Consider the following 12,661-nt stretch of genomic DNA (forward strand, 5'->3'; position numbering starts at 1 on the left):
AAACCCCTCCCCTGAAGGGGAGGGGTTTGAAGAAAGAAGAAGGGCAACATCAAATCAAATCCGTCAGCGACGCGTAATACCCCTCGAACCCCCGCCGTTTCTTCAGCACCGTCTCGAGATATTCCCCCAGCACCGCGCGGTCCTGTACCGGATCCTTCACCACGGCGCCGATCATGTTGCTCGCCAGGGTCTCGGGCGTCAGCGTGCCTCCATTGAAGAAGGTCGCCTGGCTGATCCCGCCGACCATCACCGCGATCGCCTCGGCGGTCGACAACCCGCCCGACGGGGTCTTGAGCGCGACCTTGCCGTCCTCGGTCGAGCCCGAGCGCAGTTCGCGGAAGATCGCGACGACGCGCGCCACTTCCTCGGCGACGTTCTTGGGCGCCGGCAGGTCGAGGCTGTGCGCCATTTCGCCGACGCGCTTGACGATGATCGCGATCTCCTCCGCCGCGGTGTCGGGCAGCGGCAGGACGACCACGTTGAAGCGTCGCTTGAGCGCCGAGGACAGCTCGTTCACGCCCTTGTCGCGGTTGTTGGCGGTGGCGATGATGTTGAAGCCGCGCGACGCGTAGACCGCGCTGTTGAGCTCCGGGATCGGCATCATCTTTTCGGATAGCACGGTGATCAGCGTGTCCTGCACGTCGCTGCCCATGCGGGTCAGCTCCTCGAACCGGCAGAGCTTGCCGCCCTCCATCGCGCGCATCAGCGGGGTCGGCACCAGCGCCTCGCGGCTCGGGCCGTGCGCGAGCAATTGCGCATAGTTCCAGCCATAGCGGATCTGGTTCTCGTCCGTGCCGGCGGTGCACTGGATGACCATGGTCGAATCCCCGGTGATGGCGGCGGCGAGATGCTCCGACACCCAGGATTTCGCCGTGCCCGGCACGCCGAGCAGCAGCAGCGCGCGGTCCGTCGCAAGCGTCGAGACGCAGGTCTCGATCAGCCTTTTGTCGCCGACATATTTGGGCGAGATGACCGTGCCGTCGGCCGCCTTGCCGCCCATCAGATAGGTGACGACCAGCTTCGGCGACATCGCCCAGCCGGCCGGGCGATGTCCGCTGTCGCCGGCGATCAGCGCCTTGAGCTCGCCGGCATGGCTTTCCTCGGCGGGCATGCGCAGTTTCTCGGTCATCAATGTCCCCTGTTTTCCAGCGCGGCGTTCAGCCGCAGCATGTCGAGTCTCGGATCGGCGGCGAGCAGGCCGGCGCGCGCCAGCCGTTCGAGCGCCCCTTGCGCGGCGCCCCGCGATGCAATCAGCCCAAGCGCGTGCAGCTCGGCGGTGACGTCGGCGCGCTTCGCCGCATCCTCCGCCTTCAGCGCGCCGAGCAGGGCAGTGCCGGCCGTCGTGTCGATCGCGCCGTCGATCGGGCAATCGCCGCCGGTCATCGCCAGTGCCATCTGGAAGGTGCCGCCATTTGCCCGCAGCATCTTCTGCGCGAAGCCGCGCCTCTGCGCCATATCGAGCCGCGGCATCAGGGTGAGCATCGCCGGTACGTCGACCGTGCCCAGCGCCAGCAGCAGATCGTGCAAGCCGGCGACCAGCGTGTCCGAACCCGAGCGCTCCGCCATGCCGACCAGCGCCTGATCGGCCTGGCGATCGTCGTTCCACGGCCACATCGCGATCAGCTCTTCCGGCGCCAGATCGAGCGCCCGCGCGAAGCCCGCAAGATCGACAGCCTCGAACAGGACATGCCGCCGGTTACGCTGCGCCGGCGTCTTGATCGGCCGGGCCGCCACCACGCGGGTACGGCGGATCAGCCCCTTGGTCTGGAGCTCGAAGAACCCGGCCAGTTCGCTCGCCTCTTCGCCCACCGCCGAGCCGTAGCCGAGCCGCGCAAGCAGTGCCGCCGCCAGCGCCTTGACCTTGGGCGCGCGGTCCGCCGCCAGGCTTTCGAGGAACGACCGGTCGGCATCCGACAGCCGCGTCGCGAGCAGCCCGACCAGCCGCAGCCGCACTTCGGCACCCTCGCCCGCCAGCTTCGCCGCGAGCAACGCCGTCGCCGCATCCGGATCGCGCCGCCGCAGCGCGGCCAGTGCCACGCCGCGCGCGGCAGGCCAGTAATCGTCCCAATTTTCCGCGGTCAGCCCCTCGCCCGCCGCGGGCCGCGCGACTACCGAGCCTTCGGCCCAGTCGCGCCACGGCGCATAGACATCGGGGATGTCGTCCTCGCTTGCCGCCGGCATCCAGTCGCCGGGATGCAAGGTCCAGCCGCGCCCGGCGAGGAAGCGCAACAGATCGCGGCGCGCACCCGCATCGCGGATGCTGCGAAGGAGGCGGCGCGCGAGCGGGCGTTGCGTCTCGGGCAAGGCCGGCATCGCCAGCACCGGCACATCGGGCAGCGGCTTTAACCCCTCGGGTGGTGCGGGCGTCACCAGCACGCCGAGGAACTGGCCCGACAGCGCGAGCAGCCGCAGCTCCGCCTCGCCCACCTCATTCCCGAGATGCGCCGCCCAGCCCGGCGGCGCGACTGGGGCCGCCGCCCCGCCCATGGTCCAGCGCGTCAGCGCGGCCCCGAGCGCATCATAGATCGCCTCAGCCATGCGCGCCGATCCGGCCCCAGGGCGTCTGCGCCGCGAGGATCTCGAGCCGCCCGCCCGACCAGATCGCCGCCGCGCGCGTCAGGTCAGTGCCGCGGATCAGCCCCTCCGCTTCGCCTGCCATGGGCAGCACGATGTCGCCCTCGGTCGCGCGCCACCAGGCCCGACCCGTGCCGTCGACCGCGACGCGCCCGCCGGGCAGCAGCACCGGCACATCGATCGTCCAGGGTTCGGCGAGCAAAGGCGCGCTCAGCGTGTACGCCAATGCCGCTTCGGGCACAGGCCATTCGGGCGCCGGCGCCTCGACCGCCGAGCGGTTGATCAGCAGCGCGCGGAGCGGCAGGCGCCCGGGATAGAAGACGAGTTCGCCGCTGAACTGCTCGCCCGGCGTGAACACCGATCCGCGCTTGCCCGCGCTTGCGGGGAAGAAATCGAGCAGCATCGCGAAGCGCGGGCCTGTCGCACCAAGGTTGAGCAGCCAGGTCGTCTGCGAGACAAGCCCGTCGCGCCGGGTCTGCACCTGTTCGGCCAGCACTTCCCAGGTTGCGGTCAGGCGTAGGGCCTCGGGGTCGACGAGCACTGCTTCACGGCTCTCGGCCGATGCCACCGCGCGGCGGATATCGGTATCGCGCGGCGAAGCGCGGAAGGCGCGGGCCAGCAGCACCAGCTTGCCCAGCTCGACCACGGCGCCCCGCGCGCGGTCACCCGAAGGCAGCGCCAGCAGGCGCGCCGGCAGCTCGTCGACCCTTCCGGCTAGCATCGCTGCCTTGCCGTCGACCAGCCGCGCGCCGATCCGCCGGCACCGCACGGTCGCATCGTCCACGAACGCGCCGAGGCCGAGCCGCAACTGATCCCCGATCCATTGTTCCAGCGCGTCGAGAGCATCGAGGATCGCGCGTTCGGTATCCTCAGCGCGCTTGGCGCTCGCCGCTTCGCGCCGCGCCGCTGCCTTGGGATCTTCGGGCGCTTCCGGTTCCACGGCCAGCGCCGCGCGGACGTCCTTGGCCGCCGCCAGCGCGCCCGGTGTTGCGGGTTTCGCCGCGACCGCACCCGTCCGCCGCCGGCCGAGCCAGTCGCTCACCCAGTCAGGCGTGTCGGCCGCACCGAACGGCACGACCGCCTCGGCCCTCAGCCACAACAGCGCGAGCACGTGCTTGCACGGGAATTTGCGCGACGGGCAGGTGCATTTGTTGCCGAGGTCGCGCAGGTCGGCCATCACGCGGTACGGGTTGGCGCCCGATCCGGCGCATTCACCCCAGATCAGATGACCGTCATGGCTGGCGCCGATACCCGACCATTTGCCCGGCTTGGCGAGCCCGGCCGCTGCCTTCAGCGAAGGTTGATCGGTGGCGAGCCGCTCGATTGCCTGGAGATCGATCGCCACTGTCCGTCGTCACCCCGAAGCAAGCCTGCTCGGGAGGATAACCGGTGGATGTGAAAACTCAACGTCATGGTTTGCGAGGGGAAAGGGCCGCCCCAATCACCGCCGTCATGCCGGACTTGTTCCGGCATCCACCGCACCGCATGCATCACGCTTGCTGAATTTGCGGAACGGTGGACCCCGGAACAAGTCCGGGGTGACGTTGTGGTGGTTGGGGACCGGCAGCAACAACCACCGGCCCCTCTCCGATCAGAACTTCGCCGTCGCGCCGGCGTAGAAATAACGGCCACGCGGCTCATAGATGCCGGTGAACTGGCCCACGCCCGTCGCGCCCAGCGGCGGGCGCTGGTCGGTCAGATTCTCGACGCCGAGATAGAAGGTGTAATCCTTGCCCACATCGAGGCCGAGCTTCACATTGTGGTAGAAGACCGCCGGATATTTGGCCGGCAGCGAATAATCCGCATTCTCCGGCGGATTGCCCTGGAAGCCGTACAGATCCTCGTAGAAGTTCACCACGGCCGGGCCGAGATAGCGCATCTGATAGGCGATCTGGACCGGGCCGGTCTTCAGATCGACATTCCAGTTGAACTGGTCCTTCTGGTCGCCGACTTCGCCGAGGATCCGGTCGGCCTGGGTCGGGTCGGCGGGGTTGAGGAAGGTGTCGTTCTGCAGCACATGCGTCCACACGAAGTGGGTGCCGAGCCGCCCGATGCCGATATCATGGCTGTAGGACAGATCGACATCGATGCCGCGCACCTGAAGCGAAGCGTAATTGAGCTGAGTCTGCTGCAGGCTGCCTTCGAGGATCTCGAACGGGATTTCCCCGGCCGGCCCGCCGGCTGCCCCGGCGCGCTGGAACAAGCCGCAGAACGGGTTGGTCAGGCTTGCCGCGTCATAACAGGCATCGACGATCTCCTGCGCCGACGGCGCCGTGATCACGTCCTTGACCTTGATGTTGTAATAATCGACCGACAGCGACAGGCCCGGCACGAAGCTCGGCGTATAGACGCCGCCGATCGTCCAGGAGTCGGACGTCTCCTCGCGCAGGTTCGGGTTGCCGCCGCTGACGATCTCGAGCGACTGGACGTGCACGAAATCATAGCCGGTCGGCCGGCCCGCCGCGGCGCAATTGGCCGCGCGGGTGGAAGAGCCGGCGCCGATGTTGCGCGCCGAGCACGGATCGGTGAAGCCGGCCGGGCTGAAATTCTGCCCCTGCGGCGTGTAGAGATCCACCTGGTTCGGCGCCCTGACTGCGCGCGCATAATTGGCGCGGAAACGAAGGTCGTCGATCGGCCGCCAGTCGCCGCCGACATTGTACGCGAACACCGTGCCGGTCTTGCCCTGATAGCCGGCGACGCGGCCCGCGGCGTTGATCGTCAGATCCTTGATCAGCGGCAGATCCTTCAGGAGCGGCACGCGAAGCTCGCCGAACGCTTCCTTCACGACGAAGGCCGGGGGCGCGAAGGTGGGGATCGAATTGTAGAAGGTGAGGCCAGCCTCGATCAGTGGATCTTCCTTGAAGAAGGCCGTCTCGCGGCGATATTCGGCGCCGACCGCGAAGCCGACCGGGCCGCCCGGCAGGGTGAGGAAGCCGCTGCTGTCGCCCGAGACGAAGCCGCTCGCGACGAACTGGGTGATCCGGCCGGTCGAGACCGTGTCCTGCACGACATAGTTGCGGGCGGCGTCCGAGATATTGCCTTCGCCGAACAGGTTGATCGGCACGCACTGGGCGACGTCGTTGGCCAGGTTGCCGGCGGAAATCGGATTGCCCGGATCGAGCGCGATACGCGCGGTGGGATCGATCGTCGCGCGGCAGACGATCTGGCCCTGGGCGTTGCGGGTCGCGTCATTGGCCATGAAGAAGCGCTGGAGATTGAGGTTGCCCAGTACCTTGGTCTTCTCGTCGAACTGGCCGTAATTCGCCGACAGCTCGTACCGCCAGTCGTCGTTGAATTCGCCCTTCAGCCCGGCGACGATGCGCCAGGTCTCGCGCCGTGCCTCTTCCTGGCGGAAGCCGAGCCCGGTCAGATTCTCGCGCAGCGAGAAGCGGCCTGAATCGCTGACATTGGCGGCCGGGTTGTTGGCGAGCGTCGCCGCGGTGATGACCGCGCGCGCCTGGGCGCTGAGGAAGGGGTTGTCGAAGCGGATGCGCTCACGCACGTCGCCGCCGAGCGTCGTGCCCTGGATGAAGGCCGGGCCGCTGACGCTGCGCAGCGTATCGGTGCGGACATATTTCGCCTCGAAGAAGGGCACCAGCGCCGGCGAGATCTCGTAATGGCCGAGCACATTCGCGCTGTAGCGGTCGAGCTTCGGCAGGATGCCGAGGATACGGCCCTCGCGCCCGGTCGAGCCGTTGCCGCCGAGGAAATTGCCGTTGGGCGCGATGCCGACGCGCGTGCCGGTCTGCGGGACCAGGCTGCCGTCGGGCTGGAACACCCAGGTGCAGTTGAACGGCGCGCCGGTCGCGTCGCGGCCGCAGGCGCCGGACGGGCTGGCGATGTTGATCAGGCCGCCATTGGCGAGCGTGGCCGGGCGGACATCGCCGAACAACAGGCGATCGGGATTGCCGTCGCTGCCGTTCGGCGTGCCGGCGGGATCGGTATCGACCACGACGAAGGCGGTGTTGGTGCGCAGATCGTCGCGCTGCGACGCGTAGAAATCGCTCTGATGGGCATATTCGAGATTCACCGCGATATTGCCGCGACCTTCAGCGAAATTCTTGCCCGCGACGATGCTCCCGAAATAGGCGCCGGCGTCGCCGCGCTGGCTGATGCCGCTCTGCGCCCGCGCGGCAATGCCGTCATAATGGTCCTTGAGCACGAAGTTGACCACGCCGGCGATCGCGTCCGAGCCATAGACCGCCGAGCTGCCGCCGGTGACGACGTCGACCCGGTCGATCAGATCGGTCGGGATGGTGTTGATGTCGGGCGAGACGGCATTGCCCAGGATGTCGGCGCCGACATGGCGGCGGCCATTGACCAGCACCAGGGTACGCTGCGTGCCGAGACCACGCAGATCGAGCAGGTTGAGGCCAGCGGTACCGAGGAAGCGGGTCGAATTCTGCTGGCTGAAGGTGTTGTGCAGCGCCGGCAGGTCGTTGAGCGTGTCGCCGGTCGAGACGCGACCGGTCTGGCTCAGCTCGTCGGCGCTGAGCGAGACGATCGGCACGGCGGACTGGAGATTGGGCCGAGCGATACGCGATCCGGTGACGACGATGTCGCCGCCGCTGTCATCGGGCGCGTCGGCGGCCGGCGCGACCGCGTCCTGCGCATAGGCGGCCGGCGCGACCGCGCAGCCAATCGCGGCGATGGCGACCGATCGCAGGATCGTCGTGGTGAGATAGTTGGTCTTCTTCATGGTGTCGCTCCCGTTTGCTGGAGCCGGTCCTCGAAGGGACGGGCCCGGCTCGCCGCACCCCGGCTGGCGAGCCAATGGGCGGTCAGTGCAACGTCGAACGGACGAGCGACAAGCAAATTCTAGTACGTTTCGTACTAAAATGAACAAGTGATGCACGCGTGCAACAAGATGCTCCACTAGCGAATTCAATCAGCGGGATTTCGTGGCTATTGGTGCTTTACGGTCCATTTTTGCGCACATTGAGCGGCAAAAACGCGGCTTTGGGTGCCGTTCGTCCGTAGAATCGTGCCATTGGGCGGCCCCGGGCGACGGTGGCGACACGAGGCCGGACGCTCGGCGCATTCCGGCCGGAGCGGTCCTGCCTTCGCGATAGGCCTGATCGCATGGAAGCCGGATGCCCCAAGACCCCGTCGGGCGCGAAATCCGCGCCCGTCTCGGACAACCCGCGTCGTGACGCGGCGCGGGCACCGCGCGCGCCACAGCCGGCGCGCCATCCTGCCTGGGTCGGGTTGCCGCCGGGACTTTATTGAGGAAAGGCTAGCGCGGGATGCGCAGCAGGATCGTCGGCTGCTGCGCCACTGCGCCTGGCGCGGGCGCCTTTTCGTACAGATCCCATTGCGCATTGGCGACGACGAGGAGCACGCCGTCCACGGTTGCCGCGACCTGGGTGGGATTGGAAAACCTGCCCGCGCGCGCCAGCACCCGCGCCGCGACGGCCCGCTGGCCTGAGGCATCAAGCTCGATCGCGATCAGCCGCGCCGGCTGCCAACCATTCTGGACCGCCACGATGCGGCCGTCCCGCCAGGCGAGGCCATCCAGCCCGTCGATCGCCACGCCCGGTGCAGTGCGCAGCGGCCGGGCAGTACCCGTCGCTGGATCGACGATCGCGACGCCGTATGCATAGTCGGCGACATAGAGCCTGTTGCCGTCGGACGAGAGCAGCATGCCCTGGGCGCTGCGCAATACGCCCGGGACGACCACCGTTTCCAGCGCGGTACAACCGGGCCGGCAGCGATAGACCGCGCCGCTCCTGCCATCGCCGGCATAAGCAGTCCCGTCGGGCGCGATCATGACATCGCCGATCGCAACGTCCGTACCGCGGAGGGTGATGAGGCTGTGCGTCCGCCCGTCGAGCGAAAGCTTGAGCAACCCGCCTTTCCCCGATGCCGGCGCGCCGGGCGCGTTCGGATCGAGCCCGGCCCAGAGCGTGCGGTGCCGCACGTCGATCGCAAGCGCCATGGGCGATCCGAGATCGGACGTCAGGCGCAAAACGGCGGCGGGTGCGGCGCCGGTCACGCGATAGATGGTCCGGTCGACGACGCTCGAAACATAGGTCGAGCCGCCGCGATCGTCATGGGCGACGCCCTCGATCAGGCGGATCGTCGCGGGCAGTGTCGCCGCAACGCTACCGGTGTCGAGCGGCGCGCCATTGGCGGCGAGCATGGCCAACAACGGATCGCCCGCCAGCGCGCCCAGCGCATTCCCGATCTCTTTCACTTCCTCGCCAGGCAGCGTGCCGCCCTGCGCCGCAAAGCGCGTCAGCAGGGTCCGGGCGCGCTCGCGATCCTGCGCGCGGAGCGCGGCTCCGGTCGCCGACAGGAGCAGACCGTTGTTGCCCGGAGAGGCAGCTATCGCCCGATCGAACGCCGCGGCGCTGTCGACGGGATGCTCCGCCGCGGCCGATCGCGCGCTTTGCCACAAGGCCCGCACGCCGAAGAAACCATCTTCGCCACTGCCTGCCGCAAGCAGCAGCGGCGCGGCTATCGCGATCAGCGCCCGTATCCCCATGCTGCGGTTGAACCCGATCGCCGGCAGCGCAGCAAGCATGGATCGGCGAGCGGCTTGCTGGCGGCGTCGCGGTGCTGCTAAGCCGCGTTCACAGCATGGGGAATGCCGTTGGTTGATCGCGACCTGAGCCTTACCGATCACGAAGGCACTTTCTTGGCGCTGGTGCTGCGGATCCAGCCGGTCACCGCCTATCTCGTCTCCAAGATCTATCACGGATCGCCCGTCAGCAACTTCAACACCAGCAAGGGCAAGATCTATCCGCTGATCCGCCGGCTGGCGGAGCGTGGGCTGCTCGACAAGCATGTCGTCGAAGGCGACGCGCGCGGTACGGAGCAACTGAGCTGCACCGCCGACGGCGAGGAAGCGGTGCGGGCCTGGGTCAGGGAGATCAGGCCGAGCCATTTGCTGCTCGAGGATCCGCTGCGCACCAAGGTCCAGTCCTTCGGCCTGCTCAGCGAGGCAGAGCGGATCGAATGGATCCTCAGCGCCAAGGACCAGCTCGCCGCGCAGATCGAGGGTCTCGAACGCTATGAGGAAGGCGTCTCGGTGCCGTTCAAGGCGTTCGTCCACGACAATGCGGTGCGATCGATTCGGGCGCGGATCGCGTGGCTCGATTCGATGCTCAGCCATTTGCTGCGCGGGGATATGGGGGCGGATTAAGGGCTGTTCCTTCTTCTTAGGGCCGCTCCTTCTTCCTTCCCCGGCGGAGGCCGGGGTCCAGTCGGGATGGTGGAGGCAACTTCCCGCGACGCCCACCAATTCCTGTCCCCCAACTGGGCCCCGGCCTTCGCCGGGGAAGGAAGAGGTGGGGAACAAGAGCCGATCAATCCGACGGAATCCGGTCGTTGGCGATCATGTCGCGGACGATGCGACGATAGCTGCGCCCGACCGGCAGCTTGTTCCCCGCATCGGTACCGAGCTGATAGCTGCCCGTCGCCATCCGCCTGACCGAGGCGATGCGGTCGCGGTTGACGATGTAGGAGCGGTGGATGCGGGTGAAGCGCTGCGGATCGAGCTGTTCGAGCAGCGCGGTCAGCGATTCGCGGTGGAGATAGTTCGCATCGCCGACATAGAGCCGGACATATTCGCCCTCCGCCGCGACCCAGTCGACCCGGTCGAGATCGACCCGCACCGTCTCGCCGCGCCGCTGGACCCAGATATGGCGGGCCTCCACGACATCGCCGCCGGTCCGTTCGAGGCGCAACGCATCGAGCTGGCCGGCCAGTTCGTTGAGCCGTGCACGCGCGCTGCGATCCTCGATCGAGCGGCGGATCCGGTCGACCGCGATCTGCAGCCGGCCGAGCCGGATCGGCTTGGTCAGGAAATCGATCGCGCCCGTCTCGAACGCGGTCGCGGCGAAATGCGGATAGGCCGTGACGAACACGATCAGCGGCGCGGATTCGCCGGCGCGCGCCAGTTCCTCGACCACGTCGAATCCGTCGAGCGCGGGCATTTCCACATCGAGCAGCACCGCATCGGGCGCCAGCGCCGCGATCTCGGCCAGCGCCGCCGTGCCGTTGGCGGCAGTGCCGACCACGTCCACACCCTCGATCCGGCCAAGCAGGTCCTGCAGCCGCTGGATCGCGAGCAATTCGTCATCGCACAGAAGAAGTCTGATCATCGCCCTCAACCCGCCGTCGACCAGGGAAGTTCGATCACCACCAGGAAACCGCCATCGCCCTGGCGCTCGGCCAGGAACAGGCTGTCCTGCGGAAAGCGCGCGCGCAACCGGTCAGCGACATTGGCCAGGCCGACCCCGGTGCCCTTGCTGCACGGCAGGCCGCCGATCGGCGCGCTGTTGCGCACGGTGATGCGCAGCCTCGAACCCTCGTGCCGCGCAACGATCGACAGCAGGATCGGCTCGAGGCTGGTCGCGACCGCGTGGCGCACGACATTCTCGACCAGAGGCTGGGTGACCAGGCTCGGCACCAGCGCGCCGCGGACATGCTCGGGCACGTCGATCTCGACCTTCAGCCGGTCGGGAAAGCGCAGCTCTTCGATCGACAGATAGAGCGATTGGAGCTCGATCTCCTTTTCCAGCGGAATATCCTCGTGCGGATCGAGCGACAGGCCCGCGCGCAGGAAGTCGGCGAGGTTCTCGACCATTGCCTCGGCCCGCTCCGCCTCGCGCCGGGAGATCAGCGCCGCGATCGAATTGAGCGTGTTGAACATGAAATGCGGGTTGAGCTGATAGCGCAGCGCACGGAGCTGGGCGGCATGAGCGACGCGCTGCAGATGCGCGATCCGCCGCTCCCGGTCGCTCAGCTCGAGGCTGGAGGTGACGGCGAGCAGCAGCGCGCAGAGCGCCGCATAGGACCAGAACCATTGCAGCAAGGCCGCGAGGTACAGCCCGATCGAGAAGGAATCCATGTTCGATTCGGGCACGAGCAGCTCGAAGATGGCGAGGTTCGCGGCGCCGTGGATGAAGCAGCCGATGATCGCCATCGCCACCGCCGCGCTCAGCTTGACCCGCATCGACCGGCTGGCCAGCCGCCGCAATTGCTGCGCGATGACGAAGGACAGGCCGATCGCCACCACCGTCACGCAGAAGCGCGGCAGCAGATAGGACAGCTTCTCCTCTTCACCCATGTTCAGCCGGCGCATCAGCGTCAGCATGGAGAATTGAGTCGTCCAGAACAGCAGGATGAACCAGGTCATCGTGCGACGGATCGCGCGGATGCTTTCAGTCTCTTCCGGCAGGTTTTCGATCTTCACGTGCATCAGCCATCGTAGCGAGCGACACCTTAAGGGGTAAACAGCACCACCGTGACGTTGATCGGCCTCAGCGTGCCGTTCGCACCATTTATGCCGTTCGCCTTGGCCTAAGCGCCATTCGCGGCATCCCGGATGAGACGCCGTGTCGCATGGCTATCATACACCTCATGCACGGCACCGCATCCCGTTCCGATATCGCATCGCGCAGCCCCGTCGCGCCACCGATGACGGGTGCGGAAGGGCGCCGTCCGCTGATCAAACGCGGCGCGCTGACCGCGACCTTCGACCCGCTCGAAATCTGCTGGAACGGCAGCCGTGTGCCGCTGTCGCCGCTCGAGGCCGCGATCATGGCCCGGCTGATCAAGCGCGAGCGTGCCGCGTGGTCGGACCTGCGCGGGCTGCTCGCCGAGAGCAATGCCCGGCCCGATACCTGCGAGGTGCTGGTGTTCCGCATCCGCCGCAAGTTCGCCGCGATGGGCGCGAGCAACCCGATCGAGACGATCCGCGGCTGGGGCCTGCGCCTGCATGTCGAACGCGACGCCCGCGGATCGCGCTCGCTGTGGATCGGTGCAACAGAAGTTATGGACTGGTCGGCCGGACTGTGAATAATGGCACCATGCGGTACGCGTTCACCTTTGCCCTGATCGCCACCTGCGCGGCGCAGCCGGCGCTGGCCAAGCCGTGCACCTATCCGATGACGCGTCTTGCCTCCGTGCAGGCGGACGCACGCCGCCCGGCACCTGCCGCACCCCGCGCCAAGGAAGATCGCAAGCCACCCTGCACGATCCTGCAGAAATGGATGCCGGGCAAGACCGACCAGCTGCAGGTACTGACCTAGATCCTCGTCGTGCGCCGCCCTCGGGCGCGCCATCCCGATCCAAGCCG

The 12,661-nt window shown here is 67.6% G+C and carries 10 protein-coding genes; 3 read left to right on the forward strand and 7 right to left on the reverse strand.

The window, feature by feature from the left end; genetic code table 11:
* Positions 1-49: 49 nt before the first annotated feature.
* The 5 genes from WC729_RS06590 to WC729_RS06610 all read right to left on the reverse strand — a co-directional run bounded on the left by WC729_RS06590 (position 50) and on the right by WC729_RS06610 (position 9,100).
* On the reverse strand, positions 50-1,129 hold the full coding sequence (locus WC729_RS06590; RefSeq protein WP_372850759.1) for an AAA family ATPase: 1,080 nt from the start codon (positions 1,127-1,129) through the stop codon (positions 50-52).
* Complete coding sequence (locus WC729_RS06595) at positions 1,129-2,538, reverse strand: DUF5691 domain-containing protein (protein WP_372850761.1); 1,410 nt, start codon at positions 2,536-2,538, stop codon at positions 1,129-1,131. The genes WC729_RS06590 and WC729_RS06595 overlap by 1 nt, the downstream gene beginning before the upstream one ends.
* Entirely contained in the window at positions 2,531-3,919 is a 1,389-nt protein-coding gene (locus WC729_RS06600; protein WP_372850763.1) for an SWIM zinc finger family protein, read from the reverse strand. Before WC729_RS06600 ends, WC729_RS06595 begins: the two co-directional genes overlap by 8 nt.
* Positions 3,920-4,165: 246 nt before the next feature.
* The gene (locus WC729_RS06605) at positions 4,166-7,273 is read right to left on the reverse strand and encodes a TonB-dependent receptor domain-containing protein (RefSeq protein ID WP_372850765.1); all 3,108 of its coding nucleotides are present in this window, start codon (positions 7,271-7,273) and stop codon (positions 4,166-4,168) included.
* 537 nt (positions 7,274-7,810) lie between these two features.
* Entirely contained in the window at positions 7,811-9,100 is a 1,290-nt protein-coding gene (locus WC729_RS06610; RefSeq protein ID WP_372850767.1) for an SMP-30/gluconolactonase/LRE family protein, read from the reverse strand.
* A gap of 69 nt (positions 9,101-9,169) precedes the next feature.
* Between WC729_RS06610 and WC729_RS06615 the strand changes: the two genes are divergently transcribed.
* Positions 9,170-9,721, forward strand: coding sequence for a hypothetical protein (locus WC729_RS06615; RefSeq protein ID WP_372850769.1), 552 nt, complete (start codon positions 9,170-9,172; stop codon positions 9,719-9,721).
* 163 nt (positions 9,722-9,884) lie between these two features.
* Here the strand turns inward: WC729_RS06615 and WC729_RS06620 are convergent, their stop codons facing one another.
* Together WC729_RS06620 and WC729_RS06625 are read right to left on the reverse strand one after the other, a co-directional pair.
* Entirely contained in the window at positions 9,885-10,682 is a 798-nt protein-coding gene (locus WC729_RS06620; RefSeq protein WP_372850771.1) for a LytR/AlgR family response regulator transcription factor, read from the reverse strand.
* Between the two features lie 5 nt (positions 10,683-10,687).
* The gene (locus tag WC729_RS06625) at positions 10,688-11,782 is read right to left on the reverse strand and encodes a sensor histidine kinase (RefSeq protein ID WP_372850773.1); all 1,095 of its coding nucleotides are present in this window, start codon (positions 11,780-11,782) and stop codon (positions 10,688-10,690) included.
* A 143-nt stretch (positions 11,783-11,925) separates the two neighbouring features.
* Here WC729_RS06625 and WC729_RS06630 point away from each other — a divergent pair, with 143 nt between their 5' ends.
* Both WC729_RS06630 and WC729_RS06635 read left to right on the forward strand, forming a co-directional pair.
* The gene (locus WC729_RS06630; protein WP_372850775.1) at positions 11,926-12,381 is read left to right on the forward strand and encodes a hypothetical protein; all 456 of its coding nucleotides are present in this window, start codon (positions 11,926-11,928) and stop codon (positions 12,379-12,381) included.
* Positions 12,382-12,392: 11 nt separating this feature from the next.
* The gene (locus WC729_RS06635) at positions 12,393-12,614 is read left to right on the forward strand and encodes a hypothetical protein (RefSeq protein WP_372850777.1); all 222 of its coding nucleotides are present in this window, start codon (positions 12,393-12,395) and stop codon (positions 12,612-12,614) included.
* Positions 12,615-12,661: the final 47 nt, after the last annotated feature.

This window comes from Sphingomonas sp. (genome assembly GCF_041661825.1).
Classification (GTDB): Bacteria; Pseudomonadota; Alphaproteobacteria; order Sphingomonadales; family Sphingomonadaceae; genus Sphingomonas.